The organism is Lactobacillus sp. M0403, assembly GCF_016101265.1.
Lineage (GTDB): Bacteria > Bacillota > Bacilli > Lactobacillales > Lactobacillaceae > Lactobacillus > Lactobacillus apis.
The window spans coordinates 285,324-304,826 of the sequence record NZ_JACFQV010000002.1 but is presented as its reverse complement, the minus strand read 5'-3'; the positions used below and the strand labels follow the sequence as shown (position 1 = coordinate 304,826).

Genomic DNA, 19,503 nt, shown 5'->3' with positions numbered 1-19,503 from the left:
CGACCTACTTTCCATGTATAAAATTTTAGCATACACTTACCGCTCTTTGTTCAAAATAGTTAGAAACCGCTGTATTTTTCATTGATAAAAGATTTATAATAAAAATATCGTAATTTTGTAATGAGAGGACTTTTTTGAATGAATAAATCAGAGACTCATAAACTCAAGCCCTTTATTCGAGATCAGTTAAATAGAAAATTAATTCAGCCAGTAATGCCTACTTCGGTTAACGTCGCTGTACCTCCAGAAATTCTACAGCCTGATTTGTTCAGAAATAATATGCAGAGCACTGATAACGGAGCAGATTTAAGGGCAATTTGGACTAATGTTCCTTTGAAAAAATCCGACCTGTCCACATCTAATACTGTAAAAGGAAAGATTATCAGTGACAGCAACAGCCAAACAATTAATATCAATGGCAAAAACTTTCCATTTCATCCTTTTGGGAAGTAGCTTTAAAGAACGCAAATTTAAGTAGTTTTAAAAAGATGGAGGATTCTAAATTTGGATCGAACAGAACCAGTTACTTTAACAAATATGTGTATGATTAAAAAAGGCGAACAAATTTTAGTCATTGATCGAAATGATCCCTCCTGGCCGGGTTTAACTTTTCCGGGTGGACATGTTGAAGCACATGAGTCTTTTTATGATTCTGTTGTTCGTGAGGTTAAAGAAGAAACCAATCTCGACATTAAAAATCCACGTCTTAGTGGTATTAAGCAATTTTTCGATGAAAACGATCATCGTTATTTAGTTTTTTTCTATATTGCTACAGAGTTTACAGGCACTGTAAAAGCTTCTCATGAAGGAAACTTAGTATGGATGACGAAAGAAGAACTGCTAAATCATCAATTGGCCTATAATTTTGATCGTGACTTACTTGTATACTTTAACGACGATATTGATGAGCATATCTTGGATGATAGCCGAGATGAATTATTTTAAGGAGAATTTGAAATGCCTTCTGAACAAGCAATTAAGCGTTGGCACCTAGGACAAATAATAGTTCAAGAAATTTTGATCATTGTGGCGCTTGTGCTATTTTTTAAAATCAAGCCCCTGACCAAAAGTAAAAATGAGGCTGTGGTAGTTCTATCAGTTTTGTTCATACTGGTATCTCTACAACTAACTCTTCTATGCGAAAAACATCCTACGAGAAAAATAGTCCAATTTAATCATTATTTTCAAGCCGTTAATATCCAAATATGCTTTTTAGTACTCCTTGCAATCGGAGCAGATTTTATCAAAGTTTTTAATACTAAGAACCTTATCTGGCTGATAATTCCACTTACTCTGTATGAACTAGTTCTGCTAGTTCCTATGGCAGAACTTTCCTGGGGAAAAATAAGCAGTGTAATTGGGCAAATCATAACTTTATTATTATTCTCAAGTCTGATACTTGCTATACCGGGAATGTTGACTATGAACAGCTCCCCTTCTTTGCTACAAATGCTTAATAAAACTGAAGTTACTGGGGCAATTTGTTTTGTAATCACTTCAGTGGTTGTCATGAATAAATGGGGCTATCAAGCCCCTGGCTTGAGATTGAGTTCAAGAGCTAAATATGCAGTTCTAGCGTTTATATCTTTATTTATTTTTGTTGACTGCGTGTTTAATGCTTTTAATGAAGCAGGTAACTGGGGGCAACTGCTCACGAGCTGGAATTTTCAGATTACTACAAAACATATGATAAAGCTCGTTTGCAGAGGCATAGAAGCCGGTGTAGCTGAAGAATGGTTGATGCGTTTTTGTGTTTTAAGCATTTTACTCAAAACTTTTAAAAATGCTCAACATCAAATCTCATGGGCGGTTGTATTAGACGGTTTGATTTTTGGAGCACTCCATATTGTTAACCTAATAGAGCAGCCACTACCGGCTACAATTTTACAAATGATTGATGCAAGTGTAGCTGGTATTGCTTTTGCATCAATTTATCTTTATACTGGATCTTTTTTCATAAATATAGGCTACCATGCAGTTTTTGATATCCTAGTTTTCTTGGCTTCTGGTACTACTGTCATGACTAACCCCACTGATTTTGAATGGCAGTATTTAATCTTAACAACCTTAGTTTATCTAGCTTTTTCAGTTTTCTTATTATCAGGTAAACGCAAAAGTGTTATTGAATACAACATGAAGCAATGGGGATTAGCTGATAGCTGATACTTATGGAGTATACGGTTATAATAAAAAAGACAAGATTTCAAAAAAACTTGTCTTTTTGTTTAGCTATTTAATCTAAGAAATCACGCAACTGATTTGAACGACTCGGATGACGCAACTTACGTAGTGCTTTTGCTTCAATTTGCCTGATTCTCTCTCTTGTGACGCCAAAAACCTTACCAACTTCTTCAAGAGTCCTTGTCCGACCATCATCAAGACCAAAACGCAAGCGTAGAACATTTTCTTCACGATCTGTTAAAGTATCGAGTACCTCTTCTAGCTGCTCCTTGAGCATCTCATATGAAGCATGTTGTTCAGGACTAGTTGCATCTTTGTCTTTAATAAAGTCGCCTAAATGGGAATCATCTTCTTCACCAATTGGTGTTTCCAAAGAAACAGGTTCTTGAGCAATTTTTAGTATGTCGCGCACTTTAGAAGTTGGCATATCCATTTCAGCACCAATTTCTTCTGGAGTTGGCTCACGACCTAAGTCTTGCAACAATTGTCTTTGAATTCTAATCAGCTTATTGATTGTTTCAACCATGTGAACTGGAATTCTAATTGTTCGAGCCTGATCAGCAATTGCACGAGTAATGGCTTGACGAATCCACCAAGTAGCATAAGTCGAAAACTTAAAGCCAAGACTGTAATCAAACTTGTCAACGGCTTTCATTAGACCCATGTTTCCTTCTTGAATTAAGTCAAGGAATGACATACCACGACCAACATAGCGTTTTGCAATTGAGACAACTAAACGTAAGTTAGCCTCAGCTAATTCTTGCTTAGCCTCTTCGTCGCCTTTTTCAATTCGTTTTGCAAGAGCAATTTCCTGATCTGCGTTAAGAAGTGGAACACGTCCAATTTCCTTCAAGTACATTCTTACTGGATCGTTCATCCTGACGCTTGAAGGGGCTGACATATCTTTTAGTTCAGCCTTTTCAACATCTTTTTGCTTCTTCAAAGCTAGTTTGGATGGATCACCATTTTCATCAACTATACTGATGCCGTTATCTTCAAACTCTTGAACTAATTGATCGACTGCTTTTCCCTCTAAATCATAGGGCTTAACCAAACGATTAACAAATTCAGTTTCAGTAATTGATTTATCTTTCTTAACCGCTTTAACAACCTCTTGTACTACTTTATCTAAAGATGGTTGTTCTTTTTCGCTAGTGCTTTTCTTTTCTGTCACTATAAAGCCCCCCTCTGCCCTTGAATTCTCTTTAACTGTAAAATTTGTTGCGTAATAGACATTATTTTGTCCGTATCCATAGTTCTCTTTGCATCTTGAAGTTCATTCATCAACTTATTCAGTTGTTTGTCAACTTGACGCATTTCTAAAGCATAGATTTGTTCACAAATCTCACGGTCTGAAAAATCCTGCGGCATATCTGCCATTTCGGCATTAACTATTATACCTTGAAGTTGTTCAGGAATAAAATTTAAAAAACTATTTACTGTCGGTTTTTCATGAGTTTCGCTGAAATTTAACCATAATTCCGCTAATTTTTGATAATCGGAATCAGGAAATAAGAACTTGTTCTGCAAAAGATAATCGCGAGCATGCTCCGAATGAATGAATAAGTACAATAGCCTTGTTTGGACTGGATCATTCTTAATAGCAATATCTTGATGATACTCTGGTGCTGGACCGTCATCTTGTTGAAATTCTGTTTCATTTGGAATTTGTCCGCTTGTATGTTGCTTAGCAGTATTAAATTGACGACGATATTTTAGCAAATTCACTTTTAATGAATCTTTAGAAACATTTTGCTGCTGAGCAATTCTATCCAGATATAAATCTTGTTCAACTGGATTTGAGAGCTGTGCAATTTCTTGCATAGCTTCGTCAAGATATGCAAGCTTCTGGCGATCATTATCTAAGTTATATTTCTTAGCAAGTCGCTTTAAGAAAAAGTCAGTCGGTGTTAATGCGCCTTTGATCTGTTCTTGATATTTTTCAACACCATATTTTTGAACATATTCATCAGGATCAAGTTTTTCTGGTAGAACAACAACACCCAAGTCAAAGCCACCAGCTTTATTAAACAGTTTAACTGCCCGTTCTTCCGCATGCACTCCTGGATCATCACCATCATAATTAATAATGATATTCTTAGTGATTCGTTTCAACATGTAAACTTGTTGGTCAGTTAAGCTTGTACCCATTGACGCAATACCTGACTTTACACCAGCTTTATATGCTGCAATTACGTCCATGTATCCTTCATACAAAACTAAGTGATTTTCAGATCTAGCCGCCTTTTTCGCCTCTGAGAAATGAAATAGAACTTGTGATTTCTCAAAAACTTTTGTCTCAGGACTATTGATATACTTTGCCTCAGTTTTATCCGTTGATAACCGCCTGCCTGAAAAGCCTACTGCATAGTCGCCCTCATTTGTAAGAGTAAACATTAATCGATCTCTAAAGCGATCGAACATCTCACCACTTTTAGACTGAACAAATAAACCACTTGCTAATAAATCTTCATCGCGATAGTCCTTACCACGTAAATACGTTAAGAGAAGATTATTCTGTTTCGGTGCGTACCCGATACGAAAGTGATTTAAAATCTCATCACTCAAATCTCTTTCACGTGCATATTCAAGCCCACGTTTACCAGCATTAGTTGAAACTAAAACCCGATGATAAAAATCAGCAGCTTCCTCATTTATTTTAATTAAAATATTGGAATATTTTGGCTTTTGTTGACCATATTCACCAATTTCAATATGTGCAAAATTAGCAACCTTTTGCACGCTTTCCGGAAAAGTTAAATTTTCTTTTTCCATTAAGAAGGTAAAAACATTGCCGCCTTTACCACAACCAAAGCACTTGAAGAATTGTTTTCCTTCATTGACTGTAAAGGAAGGTGTTTTTTCTTCGTGGAATGGGCAAAGACCAATATAATCTTTTCCCTTTTTTTCTAGTGAAACGTATTGACTGATGACATTAACAATATTGACGTTCTCACGTACCTTGCTAATCGTCTCTTCAGGTATCAATCCAGCCATCTTTTCACCTACTTTGATAAATTATTTAATGACTAACTTACTTAAGTCACCTAAATGTTCAGCAAGTTGTGCCACTGCACCTAATTGATTTAATCGGTTATTCTTAATCGCTTCATCCTTATCCAAAATCATATTGTTTTCAAAGTAGAAATTGATAATCGGTTGCAATTTAACAAAACCATCATAAAGCTGCGTTAAATCAGTTAAGTCTTGCAAATTGTTCACGCCAGAGTAAAGTTCTTTTTCACTCTCGTTAACAAACAAGTCTGGATTAACGACATTATTTCCTTTATGCTTAGCCTTTTTCAAAATATTATTGATTCTAATTAGACTTTCAACAACAGGTCTAAACTGCTCATCATCATGATGTAACTGCAAGACATTAGCCGCTGCCAAAATTTGAATTGGATCCTGTTGACTTGATGCAAGTACTGCATCGATAATGTCATATTTGTAGTTGTTTTTAGTCAGATACTGGTTAATCCGATCACGGATAAAGGATGCAATTTCTGCTTCTTTTTCATCCGACTTAGGTAATTTAGCCGGTGTTTTTCCATTCAATGCAGAAACAAGTTCAGGCAAAACCTTGTTGAAAGCTAATGACCACTTTTGATTAATTAAAATACGTACAATTCCATAGGCGTAACGACGTAATGCGTAAGGATCATTAGATGAAGTTGGAATCATATCTACAGCAAAGAAAGTGATGATTGTATCAAGTTTGTCAGCAACTGAAAGTAATGAACCTACTACAGTTTGTGGCAACTCACCTTCCGAAGTGGTTGGCATGTAATGTTCTTTGATTGCAACCGCAACATCATCTTTTTCACCGGCAAGTTTTGCATAGTGCATACCCATTACACCTTGTAATTCAGCAAATTCGCCAACCATTTGAGTTACAAGATCAAATTTATACAATTCACTAGCACGATCAAAGTCCTTGATAGTTTGTTCATCAAGATTCCATTGTTTTGCGAGGTAGTCACCAATTATACGTACACGTTCCATTTTTTCAGACATAGAACCAATTTTGTCATGGAAAGAAACATTCTTAAGCTTGTCAACAAAATGACTAAGAGGGTATTTACGGTCTTCATCGTAGAAAAATTGTGCGTCATCTAATCTAGCAACTAAAACTTTTTCGTTCCCGGAAATAACATTCTCTAAGTAATCCTTATTTCCATTTCGTACAGAAATAAAATGATTAATTAATTGGGTATCTTGATTATAAACTTCAAAATAACGTTGGTTATCCTTCATTGAAGTAATTAATACTTCTTGAGGCATTTCAAGATACTTTTTATCAAAGGAGCCAGCAAAGACAGTTGGATATTCAACCAAATTGGTTACTTCTTCGAGTAAGTTAGCATCCATCTTGATTTTCCAATTGTTTTGTTTAACCAGCTCATTCATTTGATCAACTATCATTTCTTTACGCTTTTTAGCGTCAGCAATGACAAATTGATCTCTTAAAGCATCTTCATAATCATCAGCATTGGCTAAAACAACTGAATCACCCAAAAAGCGGTGGCCTTCAGTCTTTCGACCTGCAGTGATATCAAGAATTTGAACAGGAACGACCTCATTGCCAAGCAAAGAAACCAACCAGTGAATTGGTCGAACAAATTCAAAGTCATTTGAATCGCCCCAACGCATTTTAGTTGGGAAAGTCATTGCCTTAATAATGTCACTCATTCCTAAAAGAATGTCAGTAGCTTTCCTACCTTCTTTTTGGACATGGACATATGCATATTCTGTCCCTTTTAGTTCTTCAAAGTAAATATCATCAGTAGTCATATTTTGACCACGAACGAAACCTTGAGCTGCCTTGGTCCAATTTTTATCTTGATCCAAAGCAATTTTCTTAGCAGGTCCCTTTTTTATTTCATCAATATCTTCTTGCTTTTCAGCCAAATCCTCAACCAAAATAGTTAATCGACGTGGTGTAGAAAAAGTTTTGATATCCTTAAACTTTAAGCCATTTTCTTTCAAGAACTTTTGAGTTCTGTCAGCAAGTTGTTTAACGCTTTTTGCAACAACATGTGCTGGCATTTCTTCTGTTCCAATTTCAAATAAATAGTCTTTAGTCATTTTCAAGCCCCGCTTTCTTGTCTTCTGCGCTTTTCAGTAAAGGGAAGCCTCTTTTTTCTCGTTCTTCAACAAAGCATACAGCCACTTCATGGGCCATATTTCTAATTCTAGCTAAATATCCTGCACGTTCTGTAACAGAGACTGCTCCCCGAGCGTCTAGCAAATTAAAGGTATGTGAGCACTTCAAAATATAGTCGTAAGCTGGTTGAACTAGATTTAACTTGATTAGTTCTTTCGCTGTTCTTTCGTACACGTCAAAGAACTTCAACAAGTCATCTTGATTAGATTCTTCAAAAGCATATTTAGAGTTTTCGTATTCTGCTTCTTTAAAGATGTCACGGTATAAAACGCCATTTCCCCATTCCAAGTCAAAAACGGAGTTTACATCTTGAATATAGGAAGCAAGTCTTTCAACACCATATGTAATTTCACTCATAGTTGGTTTAACGTCAAGTTCACCAACAGTTTGGAAATAAGTAAATTGACTTACTTCCATTCCGTCAAGCCAGACTTCCCAACCAACACCAGCACAACCCATTGATGGGTTTTCCCAGTTATCCTCAACAAAACGAATATCATGCTCTAATGGATTAATACCCAAAACCTTAAGACTATCTAAGTAGTATTGCTGAATTTGGTCAGGAGCAGGTTTGATAACTACTTGGAATTGGTGGTGTTGAAATAAACGGTTAGGATTGTCACCATAGCGTCCATCTGCGGGACGTCTAGAAGGCTCAACATAACATGCAGCCCATGGTTCAGGTCCAACAGCCCTTAAGAAAGTATATGGACTCATGGTACCAGCACCTTTTTCAACATCGTAAGATGGCATTACCATACATCCCTTAGAAGACCAAAACTCTTCTAATTTAAAAATCATGTCTTGAATTGTTATTTTTTTCTGTGCCATTTTTCTTCCTCCCTGCATCAGGCCATAAAAAAAGCCTATGCAACACTGCATAGGGACGATTTATCGCGGTTCCACCCTAATTCAGGGATATTTCCCTGCTCTTAATTAGTTTGACTAGAGGTGCCGTTTCCCAGATGTCCTTCCACTATCTAACATTCGCTTTACTGGTACTTTTTTTAATCCTCATCTTCGTCAAAATACAATAGTATTTTACCATAATCATATTTTAATCTAAAGGATTAGGTAAATAAATTAAGCTCATCAAGAAACTTTTTTGTCTTTAAGTTTAAATCAATAGTTTCTTGATATATTCGATCAATTGCTTTTCGTGTAGCTTTTTTTGTATCCTGATTAATTTTTATTGTGCCTAAACGTGAAAATGGAATTAAGCCAATCGTTCTTAGAACTGCAGTTTCTTTTGGCTGCAAATGCAAGCGGGTAGCATCAGTATAGAAGTGATTGCTACAAATGATTCCGCCCTTAACAATTGAATAATCAAAGTCACCAGTCTCTTTACCACAAATCACACAATGACGCAGTTCAGGTTCAACTCCATAAGCTGCTAAAAGTTGCATTTGGATTGTCTGAGTAATCATTTCAGCATCCTCACCATCATTGATCTTTGTAAGAGCTAGACTAGTTAATTCATAGTACTTACCTAAATCCTGATACTCAACAAAAGCATGGTCAACTAAATCTAAAATAAATGAGGCATAGGCATTTTTGGTTAGATCATTAAAGATGCCGTCAAACTGCTTAACATTTTTATAGGTGCGGAGATTGCTTAGTCCTTGTCCAGAAGAAACAATCACATATGTACCATAAGAAAAGTTAAGCAGACTCGCACCTAATTTAGACTTAGGCTTAAGTGCACCACGAGCAATCATTGTAATAATCCCGCTATTTTTAGTTATTATTTTAGCTAAAAGGTCTGCCTCATGAAATTTTTGACGCTTAAAGATAATTCCTTGTACTTCTTTTAGCTCTTTACTCATTTTTACGAAAGATCCTTGGAATTATAACCGATTTGCTTCAAAAATCTTGGATCAGAGCGCCAGTTTCGCTGAACTTTCACCCATAACTTAAGATTGACTTTTTCACCTAGGAGTTCTTCAATTTGTTTGCGAGACTTGATGCCAATCTGTTTTAACATGGCACCACCCTTACCAATGATGATGCCTTTTTGTCCACTTTTTTCAACATAAATAGTTGCTTCAATTTGTAGCTTGTTATTTTCATGTTGATTCATTCGTTCAACCCAAACAGCAGCTGCATGTGGAACTTCTTCAGCAGTCAATTTTAAAATTTGCTCACGAATCAGTTCAGCAACCATGAAGTACTCAGGACGATCTGTAATTTGTTCGGGATCATAGTAATCTGGCCCTTCAGGCAAATATTCGCGCAGTACTTCGATCAAGTCAGCAATTCCAATGCCTTGAGTAGCAGATATTGGTAAAAACTCTTTGAAAACATCAAGCTTGTGATACTCATCAATTATTGGCAAAAGTTCATTAGGATTAACTTGATCAACCTTGTTTATAAGTAAAAGGATCGGAACATTTACTTTTTTAAGCTGTTCGATAATATACTCATCACCGCGCCCCATTTTTTCTGGTTCCACCATAAACAAGATTAAGTCGACATCTTTTAGGCTTGAAAGACTTGCCTTATCCATATAGTCGTCAAGTTCTAAATGTGGCTTAAAAATTCCTGGTGTATCAACAAAGACAACCTGCATATCGTCTGTAGTATATATACCGGAGATCTTGTTTCTGGTTGTTTGCGGCTTATTAGAAGTAATTGCCACTTTTTGACCAACTAAAAAGTTCATCAAAGTCGATTTGCCAACGTTTGGTCGCCCAACTAGGGCTACAAAACCTGATTTATTTTTTGTTTCTTGAGACATTATTTACCTCTGCCTTCGTCCAATTGATCAGGGTATAATGGCAAGCCATAAGTTTCCAAAACTTTGCCCTGAATGCCAAACATTTCTTTTGCTTCCGCTGGATCGATGTGGTCAAAACCATTAAGATGTAGGAAACCATGAACAAGTGTATAGCCAAATTCACGATTCCAGCCCGTGCCATATTCTTCACTATGACGCTTAATTACACTAGGACACATAAAAAGATCACCGATGTCTTCGCGAAATTCAGGATCGTCGCTGAAAATAGCCAAATCCAAATTATCGCCACCATCTTCAATGGCAAATGAAATTACATCTGTTGGGCGATCTTTTCCACGATATTTTTTATTAATTTCTTGGCTACGCTTTTCGTCAACAAAATTAATACTCATTTCTAAATTGGTGTCTTTGCTAATTTCATTTTTTGCAAGTAACAAAAGCTGAGAAATCCAATCTTCCCAATTTTCATTACTATCTTTTAAAAAGCCAACCTCATCGTTATAGGTAATATCGATTGGTGTAATCAATGTTTTTCTTCTTCCTTTTCATACGCACTGATAATTTTAGCAACAACTGGATGTCTTACAACATCATTAGCTGAGAAATGAATAAACTTAATTTGACTAATATTCTTTAAGATATGTTGAGCATCAATTAAGCCACTACGTTGACGACCAGGTAAATCGACTTGCGTCATATCGCCGTTAACAATCATTTTTGAATTAAAGCCAAGTCTAGTTAGAAACATTTTCATTTGTGCGTCAGTCGTGTTTTGTGCTTCATCTAAAATTACAAAAGCATCATCGAGTGTACGGCCACGCATATAAGCCAAAGGTGCAACTTCTATTACTCCACGCTCCATTAAATGATCTGTTGTGTTTGTTCCCAAAATTGAGTAGAGAGAATCATAGATTGGACGCAAATACGGGTCAACTTTTTCTTTCAAATCACCAGGCAAAAAGCCAAGTGACTCCCCTGCTTCAACGGCTGGTCTAGTAAGAACAATCTTAGACACTTCACCCTTTTTGAAAGCTGCTACTGCACAGACAACTGCCAAAAAAGTCTTTCCAGTACCAGCTGGACCGATACCGAAAACAACATCATTTTTTTCAATCGCTTCAACATATTGTTTCTGTCCCATATTTTTGATTCTAATCGGTTTACCTTTAGCATCACGAATTAGAATTTGTTTGTAAAGATCAGGGAAATACTCAATTGTGCCTTTTTCAGCCATTTTCATTGCACTAACAACATCTGGAGCACTAATATTAATATTAGCACTAACAATGTTGTCAAGAGCTTTCAAAACAGCCATCGTCTTTTTAATATTGTCATCGCTACCTTCAATCACGATTTGATTTCCGGTATCAACAATTGTTGTATCGTATCCTTCAGCCAGTATGCTTAAGTTTCTATCATTAACCCCTACAAGTTTTTGAATATTTTCAGCATTTTTAGGAATAAAAGTAGTTTGAGCCAAATAATTGCTCCTTTTCTTTAGTTAAGGTGATTGCGAACTGCGTCAGAAGCTACTTTACCATCAGCTTTACCCTTAATTTTTGGCATGAGCACTTTCATTACTTTGCCAAATTCAGATTTACTTGTTGCACCTGCTTCTTTAATTGATTCAGTAACAAGGTCCTCAAGTTCCTCTTTTGAAAGTTGCTTTGGCATATAGCTTTCAACAACAGCAAGTTCTTTCTTAGTATCTTCAGCTAAATCTTCACGTTTAGCTTTTGTAAAGTCTTCGATTGATTCTTCACGTTGTTTTTTCTCACGGTTGAGAACTGTTAGTTCTTCATCTGGAGTAAGATCATGACCAACCTTAATCTTTTCGTTCATTAAAGCAGACTTAATCATTCTTACGGTATTCAATTTAATCTTATCGCGAGATTTCATTGCTTCTTTCATGTCAGACATTATTTGTTCAGATAAACTCAAAGTAAACTCCCTCTTTCTAAAAAGTATAGCTAAATTATACCAAATTCTATAAGTAATGATTAGCAAATTAGCAATAAAACTAGTATTTGTGGCACAAAAAAACTTCTATCAACTTGATAGAAGTTTTTGGTTATTAATAATGCTTACGCTTCCGAGCTGCTTCAGATTTCAGCTTTCTGCGGACACTAGGTTTTTCATAAAACTCACGTTTACGGTATTCTTGCAAAGTACCACTTCTTGAAACGGAACGTTTGAAACGACGAAGAGCATCATCAATAGACTCGTTTTCGTGAACGACTGTCTTGGCCATATGTGATCCCTCCTTCCATTTCTTGACGTTACCGCCATACATTTATATCAATTATATCAAACCATCCTCCACGGTCAATACAAAAGAGCAATATTTTTTGCGATTTCTTATTTTTTTCTACTAAATCTGTAAAAGATTTTTATTAAAATGTATAATTAAAATAAAAAAGGAGCAAATAATGGCTGAAAATACACCAAAAAAAGAAGTTAACATAGTAATTATTTCCGATTCTGCGGGAGATACAGCGTTTAATAATGCAGTTGCTGCTGCAGCACAATTCCCAGATGCAGAAATCAACTATCGTAGATACCCATTTATTATTAGCAAGGAAAAGCTTGAAGAAACATTTAAAGAAATTGAGCAATATCCAAATCTAATTCTCATCTACAGTTTAGTAAAAGATGAAATGCAGATTCCAGTTATTAGGTTTGTACGTGAACATCATATTGAGAGCATCGATATTCTTTCCCCTGCTGTCGAAGCAATCCAAAAGGTTACTGGACTTCGTCCACAAATGAAAGTTGGTGCGCAACATAAAATGAATCAAAAATACTTTGATCGTATTTCTGCGATGGAATTTGCAGTTATGTACGATGATGGTAAAGATCCGAAAGGATTTTTGGAAGCTGACGTTGTGCTATTGGGCGTTTCAAGAACCTCCAAAACCCCACTTTCCCTGTTCTTAGCAAATAAAAATTTGAAAGTTGCTAATCTTCCTTTAGTTCCTGATACTCATATTCCTAAAGAAATATATCAGGTGGATCCAAAGAAAATTATTGGTCTCACAAATGATTTATCTGTTCTAAACGAAATCAGACGTCAGCGAATGATTTCTTATGGCTTAAACCCAGATACCACTTATTCAAATACTGATGCAATTAAGGCTGAGCTTGACTCTGCTCAAAAGCTCTACGATAAATTGGGCTGCTTTGTCATCAATGTTGCCCATCGATCAATAGAAGAAACTGCTGCTTTGATTTTAGACCACTTGGGTATCGAAGACTAATTAATATTGAAGCTATTTTGAATTCTTACGTAAACCCTATTGCTTGCGGACTATTGCTCCTTGAAATACAATTAGTCTAATTATCAATTTAAGTGCTTTTTAAAAAGAAAGTGTGAACATATGACTAACAAACAATCTGACAATCACGGCTTTGATACAGCAATATTTGCTGGTGGTTGTTTTTGGTGTATGGTAAAGCCATTCGACTCCTTACCCGGAATCAAAAAAGTTGTTTCTGGCTACACCGGTGGCCACGTTGCTAATCCAACATATGAAGAAGTTTGCTTTGGAACAACTGGACATACTGAAGCGGTAGAGATTACTTTCGATCCTGAAATTATGCCATATGCTCAATTACTACAATACTATTGGCAAGTAACTGATCCTACTGATGCTTCCGGTCAATTTCAAGATCGTGGTGATAATTATCGTCCGGTAATTTTTTATAATTCTCCTGCGCAAAAAGAGGCAGCTGAAAAATCTAAGGCCGATTTACAAAATAGTAATAAATTTTCTGATCCGATTGTCACAAGTATTGAACCGGCTAGTCCCTTTTACCCAGCTGAAGAATATCACCAAGACTTTTATAAAAAAGATCCACTTAGATACCAACTAGAAGAATCCGGTGGTCGTGATGCCTTTATAAAAGAACATTGGCAAGATTAATTTTAAAATCTTAGAAATTGAGATTATTTCAAGTAATAATAGTGTTAGTATAAAGTGCAACGGTTTTAGATAAAGTTCAGTGAGCTTAAGCTAAAAGCAATTTTGCATTTATCAAGCAATCAGTCTAAAACCTGGTTGCTTTTTTGTTAAAATTAATTGCTGAAACTGATATTATGACCGAATTGATGTTGCTAAATTATGAAATAAACTATAAAGGACTCAAAATTTAATGGACAAACTAGATACTTTCAATAGGCGTTACAGTCTACTTTCCAAAATCTCCGCTTCTTTTTTCTATTCATTAGCAGTTGCAATTGCCTTAAATTTCTTTTGGCAACCTGGCCATATGTATTCATCGGGAATTACCGGTTTTGCACAGTTGATTAATACGCTGAGTTCACGTTTTTTACCCTTCACTTTATCAACGTCTGTAATGTACTTTGCGTTAAACTTACCATTACTTTTAATTGCATGGCTTAAAATAGGTCATAAATTCACCTTGTTTACAATAATCACAGTCATCTTGGGCTCGATTATGATGCGTGTAATTCATCCAATAGATATGCATGTAGACCCATTAGTTTGTGCACTTTTTGGTGGCATGATCAATGGTATGGGAACCGGATTTGCACTAAAGAACGGGATTTCAACTGGTGGACTAGATATTATTGGCATTGTGATTCGGAAAAAAACCGGTGCAAGCTACGGTAAGGTTAGCATTATGATCAATTTGATTATTATTGCTGCGGCGGGCTTTGCTTTTGGCTGGAATCGCGCCTTATATTCTGCTTTGACAATTTTTATCAACGGACGAGTAATAGATGCAATTTATACCCAACATCAAAAATTGCAAGTTACAATTGTCACTGATCAGCCTCAGGCAATTATTGATGGTATTCAGGAAAAGATGCACCGTGGGATCACAATTTTTCATGATGTTGAAGGAGCCTACAGTCATATTGAGAAAAAAGTTTTGATTACAGTCATTGATCGTTACGATATGTACGACGTTTTACAAATCGTTAAGAAAAGTGATCCCTATGCTTTCATGAGTGTCACTGAAGTAGAAAAAGTATATGGTAGCTTTAAGGAACAAGAAATTGTTTAAACTAAAAACTGCACTTCAATAATTGAAATGCAGTTTTTTATTGCCTTTTTAGTCAAAAAGCCTCTTGTATTCACCGTAGCCTTTTTCTTCAAGTTCATCATATGGAATGAAAGTTAAAGCCGATGAATTAATGCAGTACCTCAAACCACCTTGGTCGACTGGCCCATCATTGAATACGTGTCCTAAATGTGAGTCAGCGTCTGGACTCTTTACTTCTGTACGTTCCATGCCTAGCGACTGATCGCGATTGTAAACTAATTTTTTTATTGGCTTTGTAAAACTTGGCCAACCACAGCCAGCATCATATTTATCTTCACTAGAAAACAGAGGTTCTCCGGAAACGACATCAACGTAAATGCCCTTTTGATAGAAATCATCGTACTTGCCCTTAAAAGGATAATCAGTTGCGGCGTGTTGAGTAACTTCAAATTGGTCTTTTGACAGGTTTTTTAGTCTTTCGTTTTTCTTTTCTTGATCCATTTTTTCACCTTCTAAATCAACTATAACAAAGTTTCTTTTAATAACCAGTCATAAAGCTTAATAAATTAATGTTAATTTATACTTTTCCTCGAACGATACTAGGTTATAATTGTATCTGAATAAAAAAATTAAGAAAGGTTCGTTTTTATGCCAACTTTAGCAAAAAGTTTATCCAATACAATTAACAAAAAGATTAATGAAATTCCAAAATCAGAAATTCGTGCCTTCAGCAATAAAATTTCACAGATTCCAGGAATTATTAAACTGACTGTCGGTGAGCCAGATCTTCAAACACCCGAACGCATAAAACGAGCCGCGATTGAAGATATAAAAAGTGATGACTCACACTATGCACCTGAGGCTGGTAAGAAAGAGTATTTAAACGCTGTAAGTAGATATTTGGATGATAGTCTAGGTGTTTACTATAATCCAGATAATGAAATTTGTGCTACTGTCGGAGTTACAGCAGCACTGAATGTTGCATTGATGTCCGTACTTAACCCTGGCGACAAGGTAATTGTTCCAACACCCGTTTGGGGCGTTTATTTTGGAATTATTAAAATGGCTGGTGGTATTCCGGTTGAAGTTGAAACTTCAGAAGATAATTTCATTTTGACGGCTAACCATTTAAAGCAAGTAATGGAAAATGAGGGCAAAGGTGCTAAGGCAATAGTTATTACTGATCCTTCAAATCCAACTGGTCGAGTATATGATAAAGAAGAACTTGAGCAGTTGGCTAAGGTTATTACAGACTACAATTTGTTTGCACTTAGTGACGAAATATATGCGGAATTAACCTATAACGACAAGAAGCACTATTCACTTTCGCAAATTATTCCAGAACGTACTCTTATACTCTCTGGTTTATCAAAAAGCTTTGCAATGACTGGTTGGAGAATTGGCTATATTGCTGGTCCAGCCGAAATTATGAAGACAGTTGTTAAAGTAAGTTCCTTCTTAATTACTTCTGTAACAGATAACGTACAGATTGCCGCTGCTAAAGCATTAGAAGATGGTGAGCAAGACTATGAAGAAGCACGCGCAATATACGAAAAGCGTCTTCACATCATTCAAACGGGTCTTGAAAAGAATGGTTTTACCATGGCAACACCTGAAGGTGCTTTCTACATTTTTGCTAAAATCCCTGAACATTTTGGCTCAGATGATGTTGCATTTGCAACTGATTTGGCAAATAAGGCAAAAGTTGGTGTTGTTCCTGGAAGCTACTTTGGTGAAGGTGGGGAGGGCTATGTTCGTCTCTCCTACGCCTCTTCTGAAGAACACTTGAGAATGGCAGTTGAAAGAATTACCAACTATGTGGACGACGTTCTAGAGAAAGAATAAACTTATTGTTTGGGTATCTCCTCTTTTTTGAGTTAAAATATGTAGTGTTATATTATTTATATAAGGGAGATTTATTTAATGAAAATCACAATGAAAAACGAACCATTAACAACTAATGGTCAACCACCTGTTGTTGGTGAAAAGTTACCTGATTTTGAAGTTAAAAAGGCTGATGGATCAATGGTTAAGATGGCTGATTTAATTACTAAGCCAACTTTGATTAGTGTTGTACCAAACATTAACACTAGTGTCTGCAGTATTTCAACCAAGCGCTTTAATGGTGAAGTAGACAAGTATGAAGGCATTGACTTCTATACTGTTTCTACTAACACTCCTGAAGAACAAAAAGACTGGTGTGCTACTGAAGGTGTTGCTAAAATGGAACTACTATCAGATGAACAGCTTGACTTTGGTAAGAAGATGGGATTATACATTGAGTCAGCTGGTATTGATTCTAGAAGCATTTGGATTGTTGATGGCAATCAAGAAGTTATCTATCAAGAACTAATTCAAGAAATGACTAACGAGCCGAATTACAGCGCCGCTCTAGCTTTCTTAGATAATTTGAAGTAAGAAAAAAGCAACTTGCTATTGATGTGAACCCTAAATTAGGACACTTTATATTAGCTGCTAGCTTAGGACTAACTTTCGATATTTAATCGGAAGTTAGTCCTTTTAGTTTGATTGTTGATTATTTTTAATTCTGTAACTTTGAGGAGCGCCCCATTATGATAATATTAATCATACACACGGCAATTCATAGAGAAATCTCCTAAGCGTTGGCTAATTGTGCTGTGAAAATGGATATCATGATGTTAAACTCAAAAATGTAATGCCTCATAACAAAAGTACAACAGTGAAGGATTAATCAATTAGGAAAAAATGGTCGTTTTGAGCAAGATAACGGGCTAGCGAGCGTTTTCTTCGTCATCTTTAAAAGTAATTAGGGTTTTAAGATAAAACTAAAAAGACTAACACAATCTGAATATCAGGTGTTAGTCTTCAATTATAATATTAAGTTTGTCTTAGATTTAGAAATATATCAAATTCTTGCAGCATTTTTTAAGTCATTATAGGAAATAACAATCCTACAATCCAAAATTTAACAGACGTATTAAATTTTGGATATGTTACAAAATACCCCCTATTTGCTAGAGACATTCTGTCCATTTCCGCTATTCATAAAGGATAAGGCGTCAATTCACAGTTTTTATTTTGTTACTTTACCATTTTAAATTATCAAAATCTACATTTGATTCAATCATAGTTATTTACTTTCATAGCCATTAGGATGGCTTGATTGCCATTTCCATGTGTCTCTACACATTTCATCTAAATTCTTTGTTTGCTGCCACTTTAATAAATGATTGGCTTTTTTAGAATCAGCTCTTAACTCTGGAACATCCCCTGGTCTTCTTCCGATAATTTCATAGTTTATTTTTTTACCAGTACATTTTTCAAACGCATGAACAATATCAAATACGCTATATCCTGACCCACTGCCTATATTGAAAACCTCATAACCATTAGGAGATTCATCTAATTTTCGAAGTGCACACACAAAGGCTTCCGCTAAATCCATTACATGCAAATAGTCTCTAATACAAGTGCCATCTTTGGTAGGATAATCATTTCCAAATACTTTCAATTTTTCAATTTTTCCAATAGCAACTTGAGCAATAAAAGGAGCTAAATTTTTTGGAATTCCACTAGGCTCTTCCCCAATTTCTCCACTTGGATGAGCACCTAAAGGATTGAAAAAGCGTAAACTAATTGAATTTAGTTTTTCCTTTGACAAATCTTTCATAATACTTTCAATTATAGCCTTGGTATTAGCATAAGGGCTTTCAGGCTTTATCGCTTCATCTTCTGTAATAGGAATTTTATTAGGGTCTCCATATACAGTTGCTGATGAAGCAAATACAAAATTATCGATATTAAATTCTTTCATTAAGCTCAATACATTCAATGTACTAATCAAGTTATTATCATAATACATTAACGGATTTTTTACTGACTCACCAACGGCTTTGTATGCAGCAAGATGAATTACTGCATCGAATTTATTTTCAGCAAATACATTTTCTAGCTCTGCTTTATTTAACAAATCAATTCTATAAAACTTTGCAGTTTTTTTCGTTAATTTTTTAATACTATCTAATACTTCAACACTAGAGTTGCTCAAATTATCTATAACAGTAACTTCATAACCACTTTCCAACAGTCTTAAAACTGTATGGGAGCCTATATATCCTGTTCCACCCGTAACTAAAACTTTATTTATTTTCATAGTTATTTTTCCTCTATTTTAAATTCAGATATTTTTGTTATAACACTTGCAATATAGTATTTATAGTTACCAAAAAGTTTAAAAACTTCCGGTCCACTATCGACATAATCAACTATGATATTCTTAGAAAGACCATCTAATTAGAATCTTTGTAGCAGGATGAATAAATATCTTCTTCTGCTGACTCACAACTCAGTATGTCCTGTATTCTCTCTAAATAATTCATATAAAAAATTTTATCATTTTGTTAAATAGTCCGCAATTTATAGTTTA

Annotated in this window: 20 protein-coding genes; 8 read left to right on the top strand and 12 right to left on the bottom strand. The window is 35.5% G+C overall.

What is annotated here, in order from left to right:
• Nucleotides 1-138 precede the first annotated feature (138 nt).
• The 3 genes from H3T48_RS04000 to H3T48_RS03990 are packed head-to-tail and all read left to right on the top strand — an operon-like array spanning nt 139 to nt 2,163.
• The gene (locus H3T48_RS04000) at nt 139-453 is read left to right on the top strand and encodes a hypothetical protein (protein ID WP_198188604.1); all 315 of its coding nucleotides are present in this window, start codon (nt 139-141) and stop codon (nt 451-453) included.
• 51 nt (nt 454-504) lie between these two features.
• Entirely contained in the window at nt 505-945 is a 441-nt protein-coding gene (locus tag H3T48_RS03995) for an 8-oxo-dGTP diphosphatase (RefSeq protein WP_162542501.1), read from the top strand.
• A 12-nt stretch (nt 946-957) separates the two neighbouring features.
• Nucleotides 958-2,163 carry a CPBP family intramembrane glutamic endopeptidase gene (locus H3T48_RS03990; RefSeq protein ID WP_198188603.1) on the top strand — a complete coding sequence of 402 codons (1,206 nt, stop codon included), beginning with the start codon at nt 958-960 and terminating at the stop codon, nt 2,161-2,163.
• Between the two features lie 70 nt (nt 2,164-2,233).
• On the opposite strand, the gene rpoD is transcribed toward H3T48_RS03990, so the two are convergent.
• The 10 genes from rpoD to rpsU form a co-directional block, all read right to left on the bottom strand.
• Nucleotides 2,234-3,355 (bottom strand): RNA polymerase sigma factor RpoD, encoded by a 1,122-nt coding sequence (rpoD, locus tag H3T48_RS03985; protein WP_074425311.1) that lies wholly within the window; start codon nt 3,353-3,355, stop codon nt 2,234-2,236.
• Entirely contained in the window at nt 3,355-5,178 is a 1,824-nt protein-coding gene (gene dnaG / locus H3T48_RS03980) for a DNA primase (protein ID WP_198188602.1), read from the bottom strand. The genes rpoD and dnaG overlap by 1 nt, the downstream gene beginning before the upstream one ends.
• A gap of 21 nt (nt 5,179-5,199) precedes the next feature.
• Entirely contained in the window at nt 5,200-7,269 is a 2,070-nt protein-coding gene (gene glyS / locus H3T48_RS03975; protein ID WP_198188601.1) for a glycine--tRNA ligase subunit beta, read from the bottom strand.
• Nucleotides 7,262-8,179 carry a glycine--tRNA ligase subunit alpha gene (gene glyQ, locus H3T48_RS03970; RefSeq protein ID WP_074425307.1) on the bottom strand — a complete coding sequence of 306 codons (918 nt, stop codon included), beginning with the start codon at nt 8,177-8,179 and terminating at the stop codon, nt 7,262-7,264. Before glyQ ends, glyS begins: the two co-directional genes overlap by 8 nt.
• Before the next feature lie 239 nt (nt 8,180-8,418).
• Complete coding sequence (gene recO, locus H3T48_RS03965; protein WP_198188600.1) at nt 8,419-9,174, bottom strand: DNA repair protein RecO; 756 nt, start codon at nt 9,172-9,174, stop codon at nt 8,419-8,421.
• A gap of 2 nt (nt 9,175-9,176) precedes the next feature.
• The gene (gene era / locus H3T48_RS03960) at nt 9,177-10,085 is read right to left on the bottom strand and encodes a GTPase Era (protein ID WP_074425305.1); all 909 of its coding nucleotides are present in this window, start codon (nt 10,083-10,085) and stop codon (nt 9,177-9,179) included.
• Nucleotides 10,085-10,609, bottom strand: a complete 525-nt coding sequence (ybeY, locus tag H3T48_RS03955; RefSeq protein WP_198188677.1) for an rRNA maturation RNase YbeY — start codon at nt 10,607-10,609, stop codon at nt 10,085-10,087. The genes era and ybeY overlap by 1 nt, the downstream gene beginning before the upstream one ends.
• A complete protein-coding gene (locus tag H3T48_RS03950; RefSeq protein ID WP_198188599.1) occupies nt 10,609-11,565 on the bottom strand; it encodes a PhoH family protein in 957 nt (318 codons plus the stop codon). Before H3T48_RS03950 ends, ybeY begins: the two co-directional genes overlap by 1 nt.
• A 17-nt stretch (nt 11,566-11,582) precedes the next feature.
• Nucleotides 11,583-12,026 carry a GatB/YqeY domain-containing protein gene (locus H3T48_RS03945; RefSeq protein ID WP_046306943.1) on the bottom strand — a complete coding sequence of 148 codons (444 nt, stop codon included), beginning with the start codon at nt 12,024-12,026 and terminating at the stop codon, nt 11,583-11,585.
• A gap of 133 nt (nt 12,027-12,159) precedes the next feature.
• The gene (rpsU, locus tag H3T48_RS03940; RefSeq protein WP_046306945.1) at nt 12,160-12,336 is read right to left on the bottom strand and encodes a 30S ribosomal protein S21; all 177 of its coding nucleotides are present in this window, start codon (nt 12,334-12,336) and stop codon (nt 12,160-12,162) included.
• 178 nt (nt 12,337-12,514) lie between these two features.
• Between rpsU and H3T48_RS03935 the strand changes: the two genes are divergently transcribed.
• From H3T48_RS03935 to H3T48_RS03925, 3 genes are all read left to right on the top strand, one after another.
• Nucleotides 12,515-13,342: a pyruvate, water dikinase regulatory protein gene (locus tag H3T48_RS03935; protein ID WP_046306951.1), complete on the top strand. Its 828-nt coding sequence runs from the start codon at nt 12,515-12,517 to the stop codon at nt 13,340-13,342.
• A 120-nt stretch (nt 13,343-13,462) separates the two neighbouring features.
• Complete coding sequence (msrA, locus tag H3T48_RS03930; RefSeq protein WP_198188598.1) at nt 13,463-14,008, top strand: peptide-methionine (S)-S-oxide reductase MsrA; 546 nt, start codon at nt 13,463-13,465, stop codon at nt 14,006-14,008.
• A gap of 229 nt (nt 14,009-14,237) precedes the next feature.
• A complete protein-coding gene (locus tag H3T48_RS03925; RefSeq protein WP_074425302.1) occupies nt 14,238-15,116 on the top strand; it encodes a YitT family protein in 879 nt (292 codons plus the stop codon).
• 48 nt (nt 15,117-15,164) lie between these two features.
• Here H3T48_RS03925 and msrB read toward each other — a convergent pair whose 3' ends face one another.
• A complete protein-coding gene (gene msrB / locus H3T48_RS03920; RefSeq protein ID WP_187157947.1) occupies nt 15,165-15,596 on the bottom strand; it encodes a peptide-methionine (R)-S-oxide reductase MsrB in 432 nt (143 codons plus the stop codon).
• 147 nt (nt 15,597-15,743) lie between these two features.
• Here msrB and H3T48_RS03915 point away from each other — a divergent pair, with 147 nt between their 5' ends.
• Complete coding sequence (locus tag H3T48_RS03915) at nt 15,744-16,940, top strand: aminotransferase class I/II-fold pyridoxal phosphate-dependent enzyme (protein ID WP_198188597.1); 1,197 nt, start codon at nt 15,744-15,746, stop codon at nt 16,938-16,940.
• A 78-nt stretch (nt 16,941-17,018) separates the two neighbouring features.
• Nucleotides 17,019-17,513 (top strand): thiol peroxidase, encoded by a 495-nt coding sequence (gene tpx, locus H3T48_RS03910; protein WP_198188596.1) that lies wholly within the window; start codon nt 17,019-17,021, stop codon nt 17,511-17,513.
• A gap of 694 nt (nt 17,514-18,207) precedes the next feature.
• Here the strand turns inward: tpx and galE are convergent.
• The gene (gene galE, locus H3T48_RS03905; protein WP_198188595.1) at nt 18,208-19,230 is read right to left on the bottom strand and encodes a UDP-glucose 4-epimerase GalE; all 1,023 of its coding nucleotides are present in this window, start codon (nt 19,228-19,230) and stop codon (nt 18,208-18,210) included.
• Between the last annotated feature and the right edge of the window lie 273 nt (nt 19,231-19,503).